Annotated in this window: 19 protein-coding genes and 2 tRNA genes; 20 read left to right on the top strand and 1 reads right to left on the bottom strand. The window is 68.6% G+C overall.

Features of this window, described 5'->3' with window-relative positions; translation table 11 throughout:
• Positions 1-2: 2 nt before the first annotated feature.
• From uvrA to H7694_RS09445, 10 genes are all read left to right on the top strand, one after another.
• The gene (gene uvrA / locus H7694_RS09490; RefSeq protein WP_193596284.1) at positions 3-2,897 is read left to right on the top strand and encodes an excinuclease ABC subunit UvrA; all 2,895 of its coding nucleotides are present in this window, start codon (positions 3-5) and stop codon (positions 2,895-2,897) included.
• Positions 2,897-4,786, top strand: a complete 1,890-nt coding sequence (gene uvrC, locus H7694_RS09485) for an excinuclease ABC subunit UvrC (RefSeq protein ID WP_193596283.1) — start codon at positions 2,897-2,899, stop codon at positions 4,784-4,786. Before uvrA ends, uvrC begins: the two co-directional genes overlap by 1 nt.
• Before the next feature lie 25 nt (positions 4,787-4,811).
• On the top strand, positions 4,812-5,684 hold the full coding sequence (gene rapZ / locus H7694_RS09480) for an RNase adapter RapZ (RefSeq protein WP_193596282.1): 873 nt from the start codon (positions 4,812-4,814) through the stop codon (positions 5,682-5,684).
• 88 nt (positions 5,685-5,772) lie between these two features.
• A complete protein-coding gene (whiA, locus tag H7694_RS09475; protein WP_193596281.1) occupies positions 5,773-6,765 on the top strand; it encodes a DNA-binding protein WhiA in 993 nt (330 codons plus the stop codon).
• 198 nt (positions 6,766-6,963) lie between these two features.
• Positions 6,964-7,590 carry a superoxide dismutase gene (locus tag H7694_RS09470; RefSeq protein WP_193596280.1) on the top strand — a complete coding sequence of 209 codons (627 nt, stop codon included), beginning with the start codon at positions 6,964-6,966 and terminating at the stop codon, positions 7,588-7,590.
• A gap of 90 nt (positions 7,591-7,680) precedes the next feature.
• Positions 7,681-8,691: a type I glyceraldehyde-3-phosphate dehydrogenase gene (gap, locus tag H7694_RS09465; RefSeq protein WP_193596279.1), complete on the top strand. Its 1,011-nt coding sequence runs from the start codon at positions 7,681-7,683 to the stop codon at positions 8,689-8,691.
• A gap of 10 nt (positions 8,692-8,701) precedes the next feature.
• On the top strand, positions 8,702-9,916 hold the full coding sequence (locus H7694_RS09460) for a phosphoglycerate kinase (RefSeq protein ID WP_193596278.1): 1,215 nt from the start codon (positions 8,702-8,704) through the stop codon (positions 9,914-9,916).
• A complete protein-coding gene (gene tpiA / locus H7694_RS09455; RefSeq protein WP_193596277.1) occupies positions 9,907-10,713 on the top strand; it encodes a triose-phosphate isomerase in 807 nt (268 codons plus the stop codon). Before H7694_RS09460 ends, tpiA begins: the two co-directional genes overlap by 10 nt.
• 82 nt (positions 10,714-10,795) lie before the next feature.
• On the top strand, positions 10,796-11,044 hold the full coding sequence (secG, locus tag H7694_RS09450; protein WP_193596276.1) for a preprotein translocase subunit SecG: 249 nt from the start codon (positions 10,796-10,798) through the stop codon (positions 11,042-11,044).
• Positions 11,044-11,400 (top strand): RNA polymerase-binding protein RbpA, encoded by a 357-nt coding sequence (locus tag H7694_RS09445; protein WP_193596275.1) that lies wholly within the window; start codon positions 11,044-11,046, stop codon positions 11,398-11,400. Before secG ends, H7694_RS09445 begins: the two co-directional genes overlap by 1 nt.
• A 135-nt stretch (positions 11,401-11,535) precedes the next feature.
• On the opposite strand, the gene H7694_RS09440 is transcribed toward H7694_RS09445, so the two are convergent.
• Positions 11,536-11,606, bottom strand: a tRNA-Gly gene (locus H7694_RS09440).
• Positions 11,607-11,712: 106 nt separating this feature from the next.
• Here H7694_RS09440 and H7694_RS09435 point away from each other — a divergent pair.
• The 10 genes from H7694_RS09435 to clpX all read left to right on the top strand — a co-directional run bounded on the left by H7694_RS09435 (position 11,713) and on the right by clpX (position 21,156).
• Positions 11,713-11,789 (top strand) — tRNA-Pro (locus H7694_RS09435).
• 60 nt (positions 11,790-11,849) lie between these two features.
• Positions 11,850-13,322, top strand: a complete 1,473-nt coding sequence (gene tig, locus H7694_RS09430; protein WP_193596274.1) for a trigger factor — start codon at positions 11,850-11,852, stop codon at positions 13,320-13,322.
• Between the two features lie 65 nt (positions 13,323-13,387).
• Entirely contained in the window at positions 13,388-13,864 is a 477-nt protein-coding gene (locus H7694_RS09425) for a tetratricopeptide repeat protein (RefSeq protein WP_193596273.1), read from the top strand.
• 81 nt (positions 13,865-13,945) lie between these two features.
• Positions 13,946-14,536 (top strand): ATP-dependent Clp protease proteolytic subunit, encoded by a 591-nt coding sequence (locus H7694_RS09420; protein ID WP_193596272.1) that lies wholly within the window; start codon positions 13,946-13,948, stop codon positions 14,534-14,536.
• 17 nt (positions 14,537-14,553) lie between these two features.
• A complete protein-coding gene (locus H7694_RS09415) occupies positions 14,554-15,213 on the top strand; it encodes an ATP-dependent Clp protease proteolytic subunit (RefSeq protein WP_227468050.1) in 660 nt (219 codons plus the stop codon).
• Between the two features lie 177 nt (positions 15,214-15,390).
• The gene (locus tag H7694_RS09410; RefSeq protein WP_193596271.1) at positions 15,391-16,326 is read left to right on the top strand and encodes a sugar-binding transcriptional regulator; all 936 of its coding nucleotides are present in this window, start codon (positions 15,391-15,393) and stop codon (positions 16,324-16,326) included.
• Positions 16,323-17,339 carry a deoxyribose-phosphate aldolase gene (gene deoC / locus H7694_RS09405; protein ID WP_193596270.1) on the top strand — a complete coding sequence of 339 codons (1,017 nt, stop codon included), beginning with the start codon at positions 16,323-16,325 and terminating at the stop codon, positions 17,337-17,339. The genes H7694_RS09410 and deoC overlap by 4 nt, the downstream gene beginning before the upstream one ends.
• Before the next feature lie 10 nt (positions 17,340-17,349).
• The gene (locus tag H7694_RS09400; RefSeq protein ID WP_193599157.1) at positions 17,350-18,792 is read left to right on the top strand and encodes an aldehyde dehydrogenase family protein; all 1,443 of its coding nucleotides are present in this window, start codon (positions 17,350-17,352) and stop codon (positions 18,790-18,792) included.
• Positions 18,789-19,673, top strand: coding sequence for an aldehyde dehydrogenase family protein (locus H7694_RS09395; protein ID WP_193596269.1), 885 nt, complete (start codon positions 18,789-18,791; stop codon positions 19,671-19,673). The genes H7694_RS09400 and H7694_RS09395 overlap by 4 nt, the downstream gene beginning before the upstream one ends.
• A 214-nt stretch (positions 19,674-19,887) precedes the next feature.
• The gene (clpX, locus tag H7694_RS09390) at positions 19,888-21,156 is read left to right on the top strand and encodes an ATP-dependent Clp protease ATP-binding subunit ClpX (RefSeq protein ID WP_193596268.1); all 1,269 of its coding nucleotides are present in this window, start codon (positions 19,888-19,890) and stop codon (positions 21,154-21,156) included.
• The last annotated feature ends 215 nt before the right edge of the window (positions 21,157-21,371 follow it).

The raw sequence follows: 21,371 nt of genomic DNA, 5'->3' as shown, positions 1-21,371 counted from the left end.
GGGTGCCCATCGTTCCCGTCGCCTCCTCCGGAAAACTCAGTGTCCGCGGTGCCCGCGTACACAATCTCAAGAACGTCGACATCGACATCCCGCGCGACTCGCTCGTCGTGTTCACGGGTCTGTCGGGGTCCGGGAAGTCGAGTCTGGCGTTCGACACGATCTTCGCCGAGGGTCAGCGCCGCTACGTCGAGTCGCTGAGCGCGTATGCGCGTCAGTTCCTCGGGCAGGTTGACCGCCCCGACGTCGACTTCATCGAGGGGCTCAGTCCCGCGGTCTCGATCGACCAGAAGTCCACGAACCGCAACCCCCGCTCGACGGTCGGCACGATCACCGAGATCCACGACTACATGCGTCTGCTCTGGGCGCGCATCGGCATCCCGCACTGTCCGGAATGCGGTGAGAAGATCCAGCGTCAGACCGTGCAGCAGATCGCCGACCAGCTCATGGAGCTCACCGAGCGCACCCGCTACCAGATCGTCGCGCCCGTCGTCACCCAGAAGAAGGGCGAGTTCGTCGACCTGTTCCGCGAACTCGGCGCGAAGGGGTACTCGCGCGCCATCGTCGACGGTGAGCTGATCCAGCTCGCCGAGCCGCCGACGCTGAAGAAGAGCTACAAGCACGACATCGCCGTGGTGGTCGACCGCCTGGTGGCGGCCCCCGACATCCTCGGCCGCGTCACCGACTCGGTCGAGACGGCGCTGGGGCTCGCCGGCGGCATCATGCAGGTGAACTTCGTCGATGAGGAGGGCGACGACGCCTGGCAGTCCTTCTCCGAGAAGCTCGCGTGCCCCAACGGGCATCCGATCACCCTCACCGAGATCGAGCCGCGCACCTTCTCGTTCAACGCGCCCTTCGGCGCCTGCCCCGCCTGTGCGGGGCTGGGCACCCGCATGTCGGTGGACGTCGACCTGCTGCTCGGGGATGAGGACCTCTCCATCCGCGACGGCGCCATCCTGCCGTGGACCACGCAGGGCAAGGGCCTCTTCCAGTACTACGAGCGCCTGCTCGAGGGGCTCGCCCGCGACCTGGACTTCTCGCTCGACACACCATGGAACGAACTGCACGCCGACGTCCGCGACGCCGTGCTGCGCGGCGACAACTACAAGGTCAGCGTCAAGTGGAAGAACCGCTACGGACGCGAGATGCGCTACACCTCCGGCTTCGAGGGCGTGGTGCCGTACATCGAGCGGCAGTACCTGCAGGCCGAGTCCGACACGCAGCGCTCTCGCTGGGGCGAGTACCTGCGCGAGGTGCCGTGTCCCGTCTGCGACGGCGCACGACTCAAGCCCGAAGTGCTCGCAGTCAAGGTGCACGGGCACTCGATCGCCGAGGTGTCGAACCTGAGTCTGGCCGATGCCAGCCGGTTCATGCACGAGCTCGAGCTGACCGAGCGCGAGGCGAAGATCGCCGCGCAGGTGCTGCGTGAGATCCGGCTGCGCCTGGAGTTCCTGCTGCAGGTCGGCCTCGCCTACCTCAACCTCGGCCGTTCCGCCGGTTCGCTCTCGGGCGGCGAGGCGCAGCGCATCCGTCTGGCGACGCAGATCGGCTCCGGCCTGACCGGCGTGCTGTACGTGCTCGACGAGCCGTCCATCGGTCTGCACCAGCGCGACAACCGCCGGCTGATCGAGACGCTCATCCGGCTGCGCGACCTCGGCAACACCCTCATCGTCGTCGAGCACGACGAGGAGACCATCGAGGCCGCCGACTGGGTCGTCGACATCGGACCAGGCGCCGGCGTCGGCGGGGGAATGGTCGTGCACTCCGGCCCGTACTCCGCGCTGCTCGGCGAGACCGAGTCGCTCACCGGCGACTACCTCGCCGGACGCCGCGAGATCGCCACGCCGCAGAAGCGCCGCCGGATCGACCGCAAGCGGATGCTGAGCGTCGTGGGTGCCCGCGCCAACAACCTCAAGAACGTCACGGTCGACTTCCCGCTGGGCGTGCTCACCTCGGTCACCGGCGTGAGCGGCTCGGGCAAGTCGTCGCTGGTCAACGACATCCTCTATCAGGTGCTCGCGGCGCGGCTCAACGGCGCCCGCACGGTCCCGGGCAAGCACACCCGGGTCACCGGTCTCGACAACCTCGACAAGGTCGTGCACGTCGATCAGGCGCCCATCGGCCGCACGCCCCGCTCGAACCCCGCCACCTACACCGGCGTGTTCGACCGCATCCGTGCGCTGTTCGCCGAGACGCCCGAGGCGAAGGTGCGCGGGTACCAGCCCGGCCGCTTCAGCTTCAACGTCAAGGGCGGCCGCTGCGACGCCTGCTCGGGTGACGGCACGATCAAGATCGAGATGAACTTCCTGCCCGACGTCTACGTCGACTGCGAGGTCTGCCACGGCAAGCGCTACAACCGCGACACCCTGGCCGTGCACTACAAGGGCAAGAACATCGCCGAGGTGCTCGAGATGCCGATCGCCGAGGCCGCGGAGTTCTTCGAGCCGATCCAGGCCATCCACCGCTACATGAAGACCCTCGTGGACGTCGGACTCGGCTACGTGCGGCTCGGCCAGTCGGCCACCACGCTGTCGGGCGGTGAGGCGCAGCGCGTCAAGCTCGCCACCGAGCTTCAGCGCCGCAGCAACGGGCGCAGCATCTACGTGCTCGACGAGCCGACCACCGGTCTGCACTTCGAGGACGTGCGCAAGCTGCTCGAGGTGCTGAACGGACTTGTCGACAAGGGCAACACGGTGATCGTCATCGAGCACAACCTCGACGTGATCAAGTCCTCCGACTGGGTGATCGACCTCGGCCCCGAGGGCGGATCCGGTGGTGGCGAGGTGCTCGCGACCGGCACGCCCGAGCAGATCGCCGACGTGGAGGAGAGCCACACCGGGCGCTTCCTCGCCGAGATCCTCGAGACGTCGACCGGTCGGACGGCGCGCAAGGCCGGCTGATGGCCGACGTCCTTCCCTACAGACCGCGCACCGGAGAGATCCCCACCGACCCGGGGGTGTACCGGTTCCGGGATGCCGACGGCCGGGTGCTCTACGTCGGCAAGGCGAAGAACCTGCGCCAGCGGCTGTCGAACTACTTCGCACCGCTGCGCACGCTCCACGAGCGCACGCGTCGCATGGTGACCACCGCGGCGTCGGTGGAATGGACCGTCGTCGCCACCGACGTCGACTCCCTGCAGCTGGAGTACATGTGGATCAAGGAGTTCGATCCGCCCTTCAACGTGCGCTACAAGGACGACAAGTCCTACCCGTTCATGGCGATCACGCTCGCCGATGAGGCACCCCGTGTGATCGTCACCCGCAACAGGAGGATCCCCGGGGCCCGCTACTTCGGCCCCTATCCGAAGGTGTGGGCGGTGCACGAGACCATCGATCTGATGGTCAAGGCGTTCCCGATCCGCACCTGCAGCGACGCCAGCTACAAGCGGGCCATGCAGACCGGGCGGCCATGCTTCCCCGGTCAGATCGGCAAGTGCGGCGGACCCTGCTCGATGACCGTGACCATCGAGGAGCACCGGGCGATGGTCGATGACTTCATCGCCTTCATGGCCGGTGGCGACGAGCGCTTCACCCGCGACCTCACCAAGCGGATGATGGCGGCCTCGGCGGCGATGGACTACGAATCGGCCGCACGGTACCGCGACAAGCTGTCCGCCATCGAGGCGGTCCTCGGCAAGAGCGCCCTCGTGCTGCCGGCCGACGAGGATGCGGACCTGTTCGGCATCGCCGAGGACGAGCTGTCCGCCGCCGTGCACCACTTCGTCATCCGCGGCGGGCGCGTGCGCGGTGTGCGCTCGCTCACCCTCGACAAGGAGCTCGACATCTCGGGAGCCGAGCTCGTCGACCAGATCCTGCAGCGCGTGTACGGTGACGGCGCTGACGTCCCGCGCCGGGTGCTCGTGCCCGTGCTGCCCGACGACGCCGCCGAACTCGAGCAGTGGCTGCGGGAGCGCCGGGGCAGGCGGGTCGAGATCGCGGTCGCCCAGCGCGGGCAGCGTGCCGAGCTGATGCGCACCGCCACGCTCAACGCCCAGCAGGCGCTGCTGCGTCACAAGACGCGGCGCACCAGCGACTACGTCGCCAGGACGCAGGCACTGACCGATCTGCAGGAGGCGCTGGGCATGGACGAGGCGCCGCTGCGCATCGAGTGCTTCGACATCTCCCACCTCGGCGGCACGAACGTGGTCGCCTCGATGGTCGTGTTCGAGGACGGCCTGCCTCGCAAGGACCAGTACCGTTCCTTCAACATCGCCGAGACCACGGACGACACCGACTCGATGTACCAGGTGCTGATGCGCCGCCTCGCCCGGGTCGACGCACCCCGCGACGAGGACGAGCCTGAGGAGGAGAACGGGGCGCGACGCCGGCCGCGCTTCGCCTACAAGCCGCAGCTGCTGATCGTCGACGGCGGGCAGCCGCAGGTGCAGGCCGCGGCCCGGGCGCTGCGCGACAGCGGCCGCACCGACATCGCGCTGTGCGGGATCGCGAAGCGGCTCGAGGAGATCTGGGTTCCGGATGACGACTTCCCGGTGATCCTGCCGCGCACCAGCGAGGCGCTGTATCTCGTGCAGCGACTGCGCGACGAGGCGCACCGGTTCGCCATCACGCATCAGCGCCGCCGTCGCCGTCGCGACATCGGCACCGTCCTCAGCGAGATCCCCGGTCTCGGCGAGGCCCGGATCAAGGCACTGCTCAAGCACTTCGGCTCGGTGACCGCACTGCGCGCAGCGACCCCCGAGCAGATCAGCGAGGTCAGCGGCATCGGACCGGGCCTGGCCGCAGGCATCCACGCCCATCTGGCTGGCGGACGGGCCGCTCCGAGTCGATAGGCTTGTTCCGGGAAGGGAGCAGAGGATGTCGACGTCGGAAGAGGGCGAGTTCCTCATCGTCACCGGAATGTCGGGCGCAGGGCGCACGACGGCCGCGAATGCACTCGAGGATCTCGGCTGGTACGTCGTCGACAACCTGCCGCCGCAGATCCTGCGTCCACTGCTCGATCTGACCGATATGGGCGGGGGCAGCCTGCCCAAGATCGCCGCGGTCGTCGACGTGCGCGGCCGCAACCTGTTCGACGACTTCCCCGGCGTCGCCCGCGCGCTGCGCTCTCGCGGCGGCGTGAAGGTGCTCTTCCTCGACGCATCCGACGACGTCCTCGTGCGCCGTTTCGAATCCGTCCGCCGGCCGCATCCGCTGCAGGGCGACGGCACGCTGCTGGACGGCATCCGCACCGAGCGCTCCCGCCTCGCGCCGATCCGCGAGGCCGCCGACCTGCTCATCGACACCTCGGCGCTGAACATCCACCAGCTCGCCATGCAGGTCGCCGACATGTTCGCCGAAGAGGGTGCGGCACGCCACCGCCTGACCCTGCTCAGCTTCGGCTTCAAATACGGGCTGCCCACCGACGTGGATCACGTCGCCGACATGCGCTTCCTGCCCAATCCGTTCTGGAAGGAAGAGCTGCGCGACCACACCGGTCAGGATGCCGACGTGCGCGAGTACGTGCTGTCGCGTCCAGGCGCCGCCGAATTCCTCGACGCCTACGCGCAGATGCTGCGCCCCGTGCTGGAGGGCTACCAGCGCGAGAACAAGAGCCACTCCACGGTCGCCATCGGGTGCACCGGCGGCAAGCACCGGTCGGTCGCGATGGCGGAGGAGCTCGCGGCACGACTGGCGGATGCTCCCGGTGTCGCCGTGAACGTGCGCCACCGCGACCTCGGACGCGAATGAGCACCCGGCCGAGTCGGTGGGAGCCCTCTCGGCCTAGTAGGCTGATCCCTTGCGTCGCGATCCGACGCGAGGATCGTGAAGGAGTCCCGTGGCACTAACCACCGACGTCAAGGCTGAGCTCGTCAGCATCCGCAACGCACCCCCGACGGTGCGTGTCGCGGAGGTGACGACCATTCTTCGCTTCGCCGGTGGGCTGCACTCCATCGCGGGCCGCGTCGCCGTCGAGGCGGAGGTCGACGCCGAGACCCTGGCGCGCCGGGTCAGCCGCGATCTCGCGGAGATCTACGGCGTGCGCCCCGAGATCGCGCAGGTCAAGGCGAGCACCGCCCAGGCCGGAGGCATCAACGATGGCGCCCGCTGGGCCGTGCGCGTGATCGGCGCGGGGGAGACCCTCGCCCGTCAGACCGGTCTGCTCGATGCCCGTCGCCGTCCGGTGCGCGGTCTTCCCAACCGGCTGACCACCGGGTCGCCCGAGGAGCTCGCCGGCATCTGGCGCGGCGCCTTCCTCGCCGCAGGCACGCTCAGCGAGCCCGGCCGCTCGGCCATGCTCGAGGTCTCCTGCCCGTCCGGTGAGGCCGCGATGGCGCTCGTCGGCGCCGCACACCGCCTGGGCGTCGCAGCGAAGGCCCGCGAGGTGCGCGGTCTGCCGCGTGTGGTCATCCGCGAGGGCGAGGCCATCCGCGCGATCCTCACCGCGATCGGTGCACGACGCACCGCCGCGGCGTGGGAGGAGATGCGTCAGCGCCGCGAGGTGCGCGCCGGCGTCAACCGCCTGGTGAACTTCGACGACGCGAACCTGCGCCGCTCGGCGCAGGCCGCCGTGGCCGCCTGCGCCCGCGTGGAGCGCGCGCTGGAGATCCTCGGCGACGACGTGCCCGACCACCTGCGCACCGCAGGCAACCTGCGCCTCGCGCACCGCGACGCGAGCCTGGACGAGCTCGGGCACCATGCCGAGCCGCCCCTCACCAAGGATGCCGTCGCCGGCCGGATTCGCCGCCTGCTCGCCATGGCGGACAAGCGCGCGCAGCAGGAGGGGATCCCCGGCACCGAAGCGGCCGTCCCCGCCGGTCTGGACGACTAGGCCCGATCGCTTCCTCAGTCACTGCACCGACGCCATCCGCCCCGACACGCCCGGGCCGGGTGGCGTCGTCATGCGGGGAAGGTTCCCTCCGCCCCGTCCGTTGGCATCAGTAGGATGTGAAACGTCTGCTCTACGGTGCACACGGCGCCGCAGAGATCGGCAAGCGCCGCGGCGCGGCGCGGATTGGATGAAATCGACATGGCGACTTACACGCTCCCCGACCTCCCCTACGACTTCGCGGCACTCGAGCCACACATCAGCGGCAAGATCATGGAACTGCACCATGACAAGCACCACGCGGCCTACGTCGCCGGCGCCAACGCCGCGCTCGACGCCCTCGCCGAGGCCCGCGAGAGCGGCAACCTCGCGAACGTGAACAAGCTCGAGAAGGACCTGGCCTTCAACCTCGGCGGCCACGTCAACCACTCCATCTTCTGGACGAACCTCTCCCCGAACGGCGGCGGACAGCCCGAGGGCGAGCTCAAGGCCGCCATCGACGAGTTCTTCGGATCGTTCGAGAAGTTCCAGGCCCACTTCGCCGCCGCTGCGGCCGGCATCCAGGGCTCGGGCTGGGCCGTGCTCAGCTGGGACCCGATCGGTGCCCGACTGATCATCCAGCAGCTGTTCGACCAGCAGGGCAACACCGCGCAGGGTACCATCCCGCTGTTCCAGCTCGACATGTGGGAGCACGCCTTCTACCTCGACTACCTGAACGTCAAGGCCGACTACATCAAGGCCGCATGGAACATCGCCAACTGGGAGAACGTCGCCCAGCGATTTGAAACAGCACGCGAGAAGACCTCCGGTCTGCTGGTACTGTCGTAAAAGATGGGCGTCCTGATGGGCGTTTTGCCCATCAGGACGCCGTTGTCCACGAATATCCGCTTTTCCTCCCTTAAGAACCTGGAGACTTTCGTGTCTGTCAAGATCGGTATCAACGGCTTCGGTCGTATCGGGCGTAATTTCCTCCGCGCGGCTCTCGCGCAGAACGCAGACCTCGAGATCGTCGCGGTCAACGACCTCACCGACAATGCCGCGCTCGCGCACCTCCTGAAGTACGACTCCGTGGGCGGCCCCCTCGGCGTGGAGGTCTCGCACGAGGGTGATGTCATCACCGTCGACGGCAAGGCCATCAAGGTCTTCGAGGAGCGCGACCCCGCCGCCCTGCCCTGGGGCGAGCTCGGCGTGGACATCGTCATCGAGTCGACCGGACGCTTCACCAAGGCGGCCGACGCCTCCAAGCACATCGCCGGCGGCGCCAAGAAGGTCATCATCTCGGCCCCCGGCACCGACGTCGACGGCACCTTCGTCATGGGCGTGAACGAGGACACCTACGACTCGGCCACCATGAACGTCATCTCGAACGCGTCGTGCACCACGAACTGCCTCGCGCCGCTGGCCAAGGTCTTCAACGACACCTTCGGCATCGAGCGCGGCTTCATGATGACCGCGCACGCGTACACCGCCGACCAGAACCTGCAGGACGGCCCGCACAGCGACCTGCGCCGCGCCCGCGCCGCAGCCATCAACATCGTTCCCGCCTCGACCGGTGCCGCCAAGGCCATCGGCCTGGTCCTGCCCGAGCTCAACGGCAAGCTGAGCGGCTCCTCGTACCGCGTGCCGGTCCCCACCGGCTCGATCGTCGACCTCACGATCATCTCCGAGCGCGACGACCTCACCGTCGACGAGATCAACGCGGCCTACCGCGCTGCCGCCGCCGAGGGACGCCTGAACGGCATCCTGCAGTACACCGAGGACCCGATCGTCTCCAGCGACATCCAGCTCAACGCGCACTCGTCGATCTTCGACGCCGAGCTGACCAACGTCAGCGGCAACCTGGTCAAGGTCTCGAGCTGGTACGACAACGAGTGGGGCTACTCCAACCGTCTCGTCGACCTCACCGAGTACGTGGCCGAGCGCCTCTAAGCTCGTACACATGACTCTGCGCACCCTGGACTCGCTGGGTTCACTCGAGGGCAAGCGCGTCATCGTCCGTTGTGACCTGAACGTCCCCCTGCGGGACGGGGTCATAACGGACGATGGTCGTGTCCGAGCCTCGCTGCCGACCCTGAACGCCCTGATCAACGCAGGCGCACGTGTGATCGTGTGCTCGCACCTGGGCCGCCCCGACGGGGCGCCCGACCCGCAGTACAGCCTCGAGCCGGTCGCGCAGCGACTGTCCGAGCTGCTCGGCAAGCCCGTCGCGTTCGCGCGCGACACCGTCGGCCAGTCCGCGCGTGACGCCGTCGCCGGCCTCGAGGACGGCGGCGTCGTCGTGCTCGAGAACCTGCGCTTCAACGCGGGTGAGACGGCCAAGGACGACACGACGCGCCAGGAGTTCGCCCAGGAGCTGGCGGCCCTCGGCGACGCACTGGTCTCCGACGGCTTCGGCGTGGTGCATCGCAAGCAGGCGAGCGTCTACGACCTGGCGCAGATCCTGCCCTCGGCCGCCGGACGCCTGATCGCCACCGAGCTCGACGTGCTCGACCGTCTCACCGAGAAGCCCGAGCGACCGTACACGGTGGTCCTGGGGGGTTCGAAGGTCAGCGACAAGCTCGGCGTGATCTCACACCTGCTGCCGCGCGTGGATCGCCTGCTGGTCGGCGGCGGCATGCTGTTCACGTTCCTCGCCGCGAAGGGCCACGCCGTGGCGTCGAGCCTGCTCGAGCAGGACCAGCTCGACACGGTGCGCGGCTACATCGCCGAGGCCGAGGAGCGGGGCGTGGAGCTCATCCTGCCCACCGACGTGGTCGTCGCCTCCGCGTTCGCCGCGGATGCCGAGCACGAGACGGTCGCCGCGGATGCCATCGAGCAGACCTCGTTCGGCGCCTCCGGCATCGGACTCGACATCGGCCCGGAGACGGCGGCGCGCTTCGCCGACGCCATCCGCGACTCGAAGACGGTGTTCTGGAACGGCCCGATGGGCGTGTTCGAGTTCCCGGCGTTCGCGGCGGGCACCAAGGCCGTCGCTCAGGCGCTGACCAAGGTCGACGGCCTCGGCGTCGTCGGCGGCGGCGACTCCGCCGCCGCGGTGCGGCAGCTCGGATTCCCCGACGACCGGTTCGGTCACATCTCGACGGGCGGCGGCGCGAGCCTGGAGTTCCTCGAAGGCAAGAAGCTACCCGGACTGGAGGTCCTCGGATGGCAGTGAACGCTGCGACCCAGAACAAGCGCACCCCGCTGATCGCGGGGAATTGGAAGATGAATCTCGACCACCTTCAGGCGGTCGCAACGGTGCAGAAGCTGCACTGGACGCTGAAGGATGCCGGGCACGAGGGCGATTCGGTCGAGGTGGCCGTGTTCCCGCCGTTCACCGACATCCGCTCGGTGCAGACGCTCATCGACGCCGACAAGATCCCCTTCGCACTCGGCGCGCAGGACCTGTCCGCGCACGACTCGGGCGCCTACACCGGCGAGGTGTCCGGGGCGTTCCTGTCCAAGCTGGGCGTGCAGTACGTCATCATCGGTCACTCCGAGCGGCGCGAGTACCACAGCGAGTCGGATGACATCGTCGCCGCGAAGGTCAAGGCCGCCCTCAAGCACGGACTGGTTCCGGTGATCTGCGTCGGCGAGACCGCCGCGGACCTCGAGGAGTTCGGCGCGAGCGCCGTGCCCGCGGGTCAGCTCGAGAAGGCTCTCGACGGGGTTCCGGCATCCGCCGACATCGTCGTGGCGTACGAGCCGGTCTGGGCCATCGGGTCCGGTCAGGCCGCGACGCCCGCCCAGGCGCAGGAGGTCTGCGCCGAGCTGCGCAAGGTGATCGGGCGCGTGCTCGACGACGGCGCGGCGGCACGCACGCGCGTGCTCTACGGCGGATCGGTGAAGTCGGGCAACATCGCCAGCTTCCTGCGGGAGCCCGACGTGGACGGCGCGCTGGTCGGCGGCGCGAGCCTCGTCGTCGACGAGTTCGCCGCGATCGTCCGCTTCGAGAAGCACGTCGGCGTGTGAGTCGGACGGGGCGCCTCCGGCGCCTCGTCCTATAATCGACTGCTAGGCGGGCCTTCCGGCCCTGGCGAAAGGCTTCTATCCCGTGGTGGTTCTCGAGTTCGTCCTTCAGGTGGTGCTGGGTGTCAGCAGCGTCCTGCTGACACTCCTCATCCTTCTGCACAAGGGCCGCGGTGGCGGCCTGTCCGACATGTTCGGCGGCGGCATGTCCGCGACCGTCGGCTCGTCGGGCCTCGCCGAGCGCAACCTCAACCGCTTCACGGTGATCCTCGCCCTGGTGTGGTTCGTGGTGATCGTCGCGCTCGGTCTGATCACGAAGTTCCAGGTGATCTGATGGCCACGGGAGGAAACGCGATCCGCGGCACGCGGGTCGGATCGGGCCCCATGGGGGAGCAGGACCACGGCTACCACGCCGACCGCATCGCGGTGTCCTACTGGGACGGCCTCGGCAACGAGACGGTGCGACACTTCGCCGCCGGCCTGCCTGAGGAGGAGATCCCCGACACGATCGATCACCCGCACTCCGGCCTTCCGGCCGGTCGTGACAGGGAGAACCCGCCGGCCCTCGCCAAGGCCGAGCCGTACAAGACGCACCTCGCCTACGTGAAGGAGCGTCGTACGGACGAGGAGGCCGAGCAGCTGCTCGAGGACGCCCTCACGCAGCTGCGCGAGCGTCGCGGTCAGGCCTGACACACGCATCCGGAACCCTCGGGGCCTCGGCCCCGGGGGTTCCGTCGTACCCGGGCGACACGCAGCGGCGTGATGCGGCATCCGGTGAGAAACGAGAGATGGCCCCCACCGTCCGGTGAGGGCCATCTGTCTCAGAGGGGATGACGGGAATCGAACCCGCGTCATTAGTTTGGAAGACTAAGGCTTTACCATTAAGCTACATCCCCGCATGGCGGGCCGCTGAGCGGTGCGCCTCATAAAGCATAGCGGACGGCGAGGGCGTTCCCGTCCGTTAGACTCGTGGGGGCCGTTCCCGTGCGCGCGGGTTCAAGCCGGGGCGTAGCTCAGCTTGGTAGAGCGCCCGCTTTGGGAGCGGGAGGTCGCAGGTTCAAATCCTGTCGCCCCGACCACGGTCTCAAGACTTCACGACCGCGTCGTCCACGCGGAAATCACAAGGAGAACACACCAGCATGGCCAACAGCACCGTCGAGAAGCTGTCCCCGACTCGGGTGAAGCTCAGCATCACGGTCACCCCTGAGGACCTCAAGCCCAGCATCGAGCACGCTTACGAGCACATCGCTCAGGACGTGCAGATCCCCGGCTTCCGCAAGGGCAAGGTCCCCGCGCCGATCATCGATCAGCGCATCGGCCGCGGTGCGGTCATCGAGCACGCGGTCAACGAGGGGCTCGACAAGTTCTTCCGCGAGGCGGCCGCCGAGCACGGCATCCGCATGGTCGGTCGTCCCGCTGCCGACATCACCCAGTGGCCGAACGAGAAGGACTTCTCCGGTGACCTGCTCGTCGACGTGGAGGTCGACGTCCGTCCCGAGATCGAGCTGCCCTCGTTCGACGACATCACCATCACCGTCGACGCCGTCGAGACCGACGACGCCGCCATCGACGCCGAGCTCGACGGTCTGCGCGCCCGCTTCGGCACGCTGATCCCCGTCGACCGTCCGGCCGCGAAGGGCGACTTCGTCGAGCTCGACCTCGTCGCCACGATCGACGGCGCCGAGATCGACCGCGCAGACGGCGTCTCGTACGAGGTCGGCTCGGGCGAGCTGCTCGAGGGCATCGACGAGGCCATCGACTCGCTCACCGCCGGTGAGCAGACCACCTTCCGCTCGAAGCTCGTCGGCGGCGACCACGCCGGCGAGGAGGCCGAGGTCTCCGTCACGGTCAAGGCCGTCAAGGAGCGCGAGCTGCCCGAGGCCGACGACGACTTCGCGCAGATGGCCTCGGAGTTCGACACCGTCGCCGAGCTGCGCGCCAGCCTCGCCGAGCGCGTCGGCCAGCAGGGCGTCTTCACGCAGGGCGCCGCCGCTCGCGACCAGCTCATCGAGACGCTCCTCGAGAAGGTCGAGATCCCGGTCCCGGCTCAGCTCATCGAGGACGAGGTGCACAACCACCTCGAGTCCGAGAACCGTCTCGAGGACGACGAGCACCGCGCCGAGGTGGCCGAGGCCAGCGAGAAGCAGTTCCGCACGCAGGTGCTGCTCGACACGATCGCCGAGGGTGCGAACGTACAGGTCTCGCAGGAGGAGCTCAGCCAGTACCTGATCCAGTCGGCCGCGCAGTACGGCATGGCTCCGCAGGAGTTCGTCGAGGCCCTGCAGGGCGCCGGCCAGCTGCCCGCTCTCGTCGGCGAGGTCGCCCGCAACAAGGCGCTCGCCTCGGTGCTCGGCAAGGTCAAGATCGTCGACAGCAACGGCAAGCCGGTCGACCTGTCCGAGTTCATCGGCGACGCCGACGACGAGGCGGAGGCCGAGGAGGCTCCCGCCGAGGAGAAGCCCGCCAAGAAGGCTCCGGCCAAGAAGAAGGCTCCGGCGAAGAAAGACGACGCCGAGAAGACTGACGACGCCGAGGCGGAGAAGAAGCCGGCCAAGAAGGCTCCGGCCAAGAAGGCCGCCGCGAAGAAGGACGAGGCCGAGAAGGCCGAGTGATCCGGATCGCTGAGAGGAGGGCGGATGCTGCGGCATCCGCCCTCCTTCGTCTGCAGAGGAGATCCATGACTGACCCAGGTGACCGTTTCGAGGCGGTCTGGAGCGACGCGTCGCTCAGCGACCACGAGCGCATCGCGCGGATCGACGAGCTCGCCGCCGCGTGCGACGACGAGGCGCGGGCGGTATTCGAGCGCGCCGGTGCGAGGGACTCCGCGGGCCTCGAGACCGAGGCCGAGCCGCTGTACCGGCGTGCGCTGGAGCTCGGTCTGCCCGAGCAGCTGCGCGCTCAGGCCGTCATCCAGCTCGCCAGCACCCTGCGCAACCTCGGCCGCGTCGCCGAGAGTCTCGATCTGCTGCGAGCCGAGCGCGAGCGCGGCGGTGCTCTCGACGATGCCGTCGCCGCCTTCCAGGCGCTCTCGCTCGCCTCCGCTGGTGACCCGCTCGCAGCGACGTCGATCGCGCTGCAGGCGCTTGCTCCGCACCTGCCCCGCTACACGCGGGCGGTCTCGGCCTACGCGAGGGAGCTGCACCCGCCACGCTGATATGCCGACGGCGAACACGGGAGATGAGTCATCCGCCCGCCGGTAGATTCGAATCACCGAAACACGGAAACAGGAGCTGACATGGCTGAACCCCTGATGGCGACGAGCGTCTTCGACAGGCTGCTGAAGGATCGCATCATCTGGCTGGGCTCTGAGGTGCGCGATGAGAACGCGAATGAGATCTGCGCGAAGATCCTCCTTCTCGCCGCCGAGGATCCCGATAAGGACATCTACCTCTACATCAACTCGCCCGGCGGCTCGATCACCGCGGGCATGGCCATCTACGACACCATGCAGTTCGTCCCGAACGACATCGTCACGGTCGGCATCGGCATGGCCGCGTCGATGGGCCAGCTGCTGCTGACCAGCGGCACCAAGGGCAAGCGCTACATCACGCCGAACGCCCGCGTGCTGCTGCACCAGCCGCACGGCGGCTTCGGCGGTACCTCCAGCGACATCCAGACGCAGGCGCAGCTGATCCTCTCGATGAAGAAGCGTCTCGCCGAGATCACCGCGGGGCAGACCGGCAAGAGCGTCGAGCAGATCAACGCCGATGGTGACCGCGACCGCTGGTTCACCGCCGACGAGGCTCTCGAGTACGGATTCGTCGACCACATCCGCGAGCATGCCAGTGACGTGCACGGCGGCGGCGGCACCGGCGCGGACAAGTAAGGCAGGAAAGCACACACATGTACACCCCCACCTTCCGCGCCGCCGGCAACCTGCTGGCCGGCCAGCAGATGCCCTCCAGCCGCTACATCCTCCCGCAGTTCGAGGAGCGCACCGCCTACGGCTTCAAGCGCCAGGACCCGTACAACAAGCTGTTCGAAGACCGCGTGATCTTCCTCGGCGTGCAGGTCGACGACGCCTCTGCCGACGATGTGATGGCACAGCTGCTCGTGCTCGAGAGCCAGGACTCCGAGCGCGACATCACGATGTACATCAACTCGCCCGGCGGCTCGTTCACCGCGATGACGGCGATCTACGACACCATGCAGTACGTGGCGCCGCAGATCCAGACCGTCGTGCTCGGGCAGGCCGCGTCGGCGGCATCCGTGCTGCTGGCCGCCGGTGCACCCGGCAAGCGTCTCGCCCTGCCCAACGCCCGCGTGCTCATGCACCAGCCGGCGATGGGTGAGGCCGGGCACGGCCAGGCATCCGACATCGAGATCCAGGCGGCGGAGATCCTTCGCATGCGCACCTGGCTTGAGGAGACCATGGCCAAGCACACCGGAAAGCCCGTCGAGCAGGTCAACCGCGACATCGACCGCGACAAGATCCTCTCGGCCAACGAGGCACTCGAGTACGGCATCGTCGACCAGGTGCTCACCTCGCGCAAGCGCGGCTGAGCGTCGCCTCCACGAAGAGCGGTCCGGTTCCACCGGGCCGCTCTTCGGCGTTCCCGGGGCCGGGGAGAACCCGCGCGAGCAACGAATGCGCGACGGCGCAGCATCCGGCTGCTCATATGCGCAAGCGAGTGCGCGTACGTCGGTTGCGACGTATCCTGGACACGGAAGGAGGATGCCGTGGATGACGAACTGCTGATGGTGCGCGTAGCCGAGCTCTCCTATGACGAGAACAAGACGCAGGACGAGATCGGCGCACTCCTGGGCATCTCACGCTGGAAGGTCGGGCGGCTGCTCGTCCACGCACGCGAGCGCGGGATCGTGCGCATCGAGATCGTGCACCCGCGTGCCCGCCGGCTCGCCGTCGAGCGCGCCCTCGTCGAGCGCTTCGGCCTGAAGGATGCCGTCGTCGTGCCCGCGCCGGATGAGCCCGGTGCCGTACTCGAGCGCGTCACCCGCGCCGCCGCCGACCTGCTCGCAGCTCTCCGCCCCGTGCCCCGTACCCTCGCGGTCAGCTGGGGGCGCACACTCACGGCGATCGCCGAGGTCCTGCCGGACGGCTGGGCGCACGGCGTCACCGTGGTGCAGGCCAACGGCGGAGTGAGCCTGAACCGCCGCTCGGGAGGTGCGGCATCCGTCGCCGTGACCATCGCCCAGCGCGGTGCCGGCCAGGCGGTGCTGCTGCCGAGCCCCGCGATCCTCGAGCGCGTCGAGACCAAGCTCGCCATCGAGGCCGACCGCACCGTGGCGGCCATCCTCGACCAGGCGGCCCACGCCGGCACGTTCCTGTTCACCGCCGGACCCTGCGACCCGACCTCGGCGCATGTCGAGAACGGCTACCTCGAGGCCGAGGACGTCATCGAGCTCGCGCGCCGTGGCGCCGTGGGTGACGTGCTCGGGCGGTACATCGACGCGGAGGGCAACATCGTCGACCCCGAACTCGACGCCCGCACCGTCGGCATCGACCTCGAACGACTCCGTTCGGCGGACCGATCCATCTTCGTCACCGCGGGGGCCGCCAAGCACGACATCGCGCGTACAGTCGTCAGCACCGGCCTGTGCAGCGTCCTGGTGACCGACGAGACCACAGCACAAGCACTCTTGGAGGAGACGTGACCACCACAGAACTGAGCCGTCGAGGCGCGGGCCGCCGCACGGCCGTCGACGTGCTGGGCGGTGAGCCCGACGACGCGACCCTGCGCCGATTCCTGCACGGCCTTCCCGGCGTCGACGCGGTCGGGCTCGAGCAGCGTGCCGCAGGCCTGGGCACCCGCTCGATCAAGACCAGCTCGAAGGCGTGGGCGCTCGACAAGATCATCTCGCTGATCGACCTCACCACCCTCGAAGGTGCCGACACGGCCGGCAAGGTGCGTTCGCTCGTCGCCAAGGCGAAGACCCCGGATGCCTCCGACCCGAGCACCCCGCTCGTCGCCGCCGTCTGCGTATACGGCGACATGGTCGGCCACGCCGTGGAGGCGCTCGGTGCCCTGCACGGAGACCCCGATGAGGGCCGGATCTCCGTCGCCGCCGTCGCGACCGCCTTCCCGTCGGGCCGCTCCTCGATCGACATCAAGCTCGCCGACACGGCCGAGGCGGTCGCCGCGGGTGCCGACGAGATCGACATGGTCATCGACCGCGGTGCGTTCCTCGAGGGTCGCTACGGCTTCGTCTTCGACCAGATCGCCCGGGTCAAGCAGGCCTGCCGTCGCGAGGACGGCAGCTACGCCTCGCTGAAGGTCATCATGGAGACCGGCGAGCTGAACACGTACGACAACATCAAGCGCGCCTCGTGGCTGTCGATTCTCGCCGGCGGCGACTTCATCAAGACGTCCACCGGCAAGGTGCAGCCCGCAGCCACCCTGCCCACCACGCTTCTCATGCTCGAGACGGTGCGCGACTGGCACGGCGCCACGGGCGAGAAGATCGGCGTGAAGCCCGCCGGCGGCATCCGCTCGTCGAAGGACGCCATCAAATACCTCGTCACCGTCGCCGAGACGGCCGGGGAGGAGTGGCTCCAGCCGCACCTGTTCCGCTTCGGCGCGTCGAGCCTGCTCAACGACGTGCTGCTTCAGCGCCAGAAGATCACGACCGGCCACTACTCCGGTCCCGACTACGTGACCATCGACTAGGAGCATGCAGATGTCTTTCCTGGAGTACGCTCCCGCCCCCGAATCGAAGGCGATCCTCAACCTCAAGGACAGCTACGGCCTGTTCATCGACGGCGAGTTCGTCGAAGGAGGAGGATCCGCCTTCCACACCATCTCGCCCGCCGACGAAAGCCGCATCGCCGAGGTCGCCTCGGCATCAGATGAGGACGTCGACCGCGCCGTCGCCGCCGCCCGCCGCGCCTACGACAAGGTGTGGTCGAAGATGAGCGGACGCGACCGCGGCAAGTACCTGTTCCGCATCGCGCGCCTCGTGCAGGAGCGCGCGCGAGAGCTGGCCGTGGCCGAGAGCCTCGACAACGGCAAGCCCATCAAGGAGAGCCGCGACGTCGACGTGCCGCTGGTGGCCGCGTGGTTCTTCTACTACGCGGGCTGGGCCGACAAGCTCGACTACGCCGGACTCGGCGCGAACCCGCGCGCGCTGGGCGTGGCCGGGCAGATCATCCCGTGGAACTTCCCGCTGCTTATGCTGGCGTGGAAGATCGCCCCGGCTCTCGCCGCCGGCAACACGGTGGTGCTCAAGCCCGCCGAGACCACCCCGCTGACCGCGCTGATCTTCGCCGAGATCCTGCAGCAGGCCGACCTGCCCGCCGGCGTGGTGAACATCATCACCGGCGCCGGGGCCACCGGTGCGACGCTGGTGCGCCACCCCGACGTCGACAAGGTCGCCTTCACCGGATCCACCGGCGTCGGCCGCGACATCGCGAAGGCGATCGCCGGCACCGACAAGCGTGTCACGCTCGAGCTCGGCGGCAAGGCCGCGAACATCGTGTTCGACGACGCTCCCATCGATCAGGCCGTCGAGGGCATCGTCAACGGCATCTTCTTCAACCAGGGGCACGTGTGCTGCGCGGGCAGCCGGCTGCTCGTGCAGGAGTCGATCCACGACGAGGTCATCGACCGGCTCAAGCACCGCCTGTCGACCCTTCGCCTGGGCGACCCGCTCGACAAGAACACCGACATCGGTGCGATCAACTCGGCGGCCCAGCTGGACCGCATCCGCGAGCTCAGCGACATCGGTGAGGCCGAGGGCGCCGAGCGCTGGACGGCCGACTGCGCCATCCCCGAGAAGGGCTTCTGGTTCGCCCCGACGATCTTCACCGGCGTCGAGGCCTCGCACCGCATCGCGCGCGACGAGGTGTTCGGCCCCGTGCTGTCGGTGCTGACCTTCCGCACGCCGGCCGAGGCGATCGCCAAGGCGAACAACACCCCCTACGGGCTGTCCGCCGGCATCTGGAGCGACAAGGGATCCCGCATCCTCGCCGTCGCCGACCGGCTGCGCGCCGGCGTGGTGTGGGCGAACACCTTCAACCGCTTCGATCCGTCGAGCCCGTTCGGCGGCTACAAGGAATCCGGCTACGGCCGGGAGGGCGGCCGCCACGGCCTGACCGCATACCTCAAGGGAGCATCGGCATGAGCAAGCGGCCGTCTGTCAACCAACGACTCAGTGTTCCGAAGACGTACAAGCTCGCCATCGGCGGGGCCTTCCCGCGCAGCGAGTCGGGGCGCACCTACGAGGTGCTCTCCGCCAAGGGCGCCTTCCTCGCCAACGCCGCCAAGGCGTCGCGCAAGGATGCCAGGGATGCCGTGGTCGCCGCGCGCGGCGCGGTCAAGGGCTGGTCGGGCGCCACCGCGTACAACCGCGGCCAGGTGCTGTATCGCGTGGCCGAGATCCTCGAGGGTCGTCGCGCCCAGTTCATCGACGAGATCGTCGACCAGGAGGGCGTGAGCGCCGCGGTGGCCGGTGCCCAGGTGGATGCCGCCATCGACGCGTGGGTCTGGTACGCCGGCTGGAGCGACAAGTACGCCCAGGTCGGCGGCAACGCCAACCCGGTCGCCGGCCCGTACTTCAACATCTCGGTGCCCGAGCCGACGGGTGTCGTCGCCGTCGTGGCGCCGCAGGACTCGGCGCTGCTCGGCCTGGTTTCGGCGATCGCGCCGGCGCTGGTGACCGGCAACACGGTGATCGCGGTGGCCAGCGAGCGGTTCCCGCTGTCGGCCATCAGCCTGGCGGAGGTGCTCGCCACCAGCGATGTGCCGGGGGGAGTGGTCAACGTGCTGACCGGCTCGCCCGCCGAGATCGCCCCGTGGCTGGCCTCCCACGCCGACGTCAACGCGCTGGATCTCGCCGGCGCCGGAGACCTGGACTGGGTCGACCTCGAGATCGCCGCAGCCGACTCGCTCAAGCGCGTGCTGCGCCCCGAGTCCGGGCAGAACGGCTCCATCGAGCTGAGCCTCGACCGCATCACCGCGTTCACCGAGACGAAGACGGTCTGGCACACCAAGTCGATGGTCTGACCGTGTCGATGGTCTGACCGTGTCGATGGTCTGACCGTGTCGATGGTCTGACCGTGTCGATGGTCTGACCGACTGCGCCCCCGAGTCCGGTTCCGCTGACGGCGGATCCGGACTCGGGGAGTGCGTGCCAATGCGGCCCGGTGTCGTCGGTGGCGGTTAGGCTCGAAGGACGGCGCCAGGATCGGGCCTGGCCGCTGCAGCGAGGAGGACGCGCATGGCACGCATCGGTGAAAGCGCTGATCTGTTCAAGTGCTCATTCTGCGGGAAGAGCCAGAAGCAGGTGCAGCAGCTCATCGCCGGTCCCGGCGTGTACATCTGCGATGAGTGCGTCGAGCTCTGCAACGAGATCATCGAAGAGCGCATGGCCGAGGCCGGCAGCGGTCCGATCGCGGACTTCGAGCTGCCCAAGCCGCGCGAGATCTTCTCCTTCCTCGAGGAGTACGTGGTCGGCCAGGATGCCGCGAAGCGCTCGCTGGCCGTCGCCGTCTACAACCACTACAAGCGCGTCCGCGCCCGCGGCACGATCCAGTCGGCCGAGCAGAAGGCCGAAGAGGTCGAGGTGGCCAAGAGCAACATCCTCATGCTCGGCCCGACCGGCTGCGGCAAGACCTACCTCGCCCAGACTCTCGCCAAGCGCCTGAACGTGCCGTTCGCCGTCGCCGACGCGACCGCGCTGACGGAGGCGGGTTACGTCGGTGAAGACGTCGAGAACATCCTGCTGAAGCTGCTGCAGGCCGCCGACTACGACACCAAGCGCGCCGAGACCGGCATCATCTACATCGACGAGATCGACAAGATCGCGCGCAAGGCCGAGAACCCGTCGATCACCCGCGACGTCTCGGGTGAGGGCGTGCAACAGGCGCTGCTGAAGATCCTCGAGGGCACCGTGGCCTCCGTACCCCCGCAGGGCGGACGCAAGCACCCGCACCAGGAGTTCCTGCAGATCGACACCACGAACGTGCTGTTCATCGTCGCCGGCGCCTTCGCCGGTCTCGAGGACATCATCTCGGCCCGCGTGGGCAAGCACGGCGTCGGCTTCGGCGCCCCGCTGCACGACAAGGGCAAGGACCTCGACCTGTTCAGCGAGGTGCTCCCCGAGGACCTGCACAAGTTCGGCCTGATCCCCGAGTTCATCGGCCGCCTGCCCGTCGTCACCTCGGTCTCGCCGCTCGACCAGGAAGCGCTGATCGACATCCTCACCGGCCCCCGCAACGCGCTGGTCAAGCAGTACCAGCGCATGTTCGAGATCGACGGGGTGCAGCTGGAGTTCGAGGGGGACGCGCTGCGCTCGATCGCCGACCTCGCCGTCGAGCGCAAGACCGGTGCTCGCGGACTGCGGGCGATCCTCGAGGACGTGCTCGGCCCGATCATGTTCGAGATCCCCTCCGCAGAGGACGTCACCAAGGTCGTCGTGACCAAGGCGGCCGTCGACGAGGGCGCCCCGCCCACCGTCGTCATGTCCCGCAAGCGCAAGAGCGCCTGACCGGCGTGACAGACCACCGGCCCGCGCCCTGGCGCGTCGTCATGGACCGGTCGCGTCGCCTGCGCCGGCTGACTTCCCGCTCAGCTCAGCTCAGCTCAGCTCGGCCTGGCTCGGCCTCTTCGCGCCACAGAAATTCGCAGAAATGCAGGATTCCGCAGGGAATCAGCCGAAACCCTGCGAGATTCTGCAGAACTGCGAGATTCTGCGGCGCGGGC

Origin of the sequence: Microbacterium sp. YJN-G (assembly GCF_015040615.1) — a bacterium.
Taxonomy (GTDB): domain Bacteria; phylum Actinomycetota; class Actinomycetes; order Actinomycetales; family Microbacteriaceae; genus Microbacterium.
Note: the sequence above shows the minus strand (reverse complement) of the source record. Positions and strands in the feature narration are given on the sequence as shown.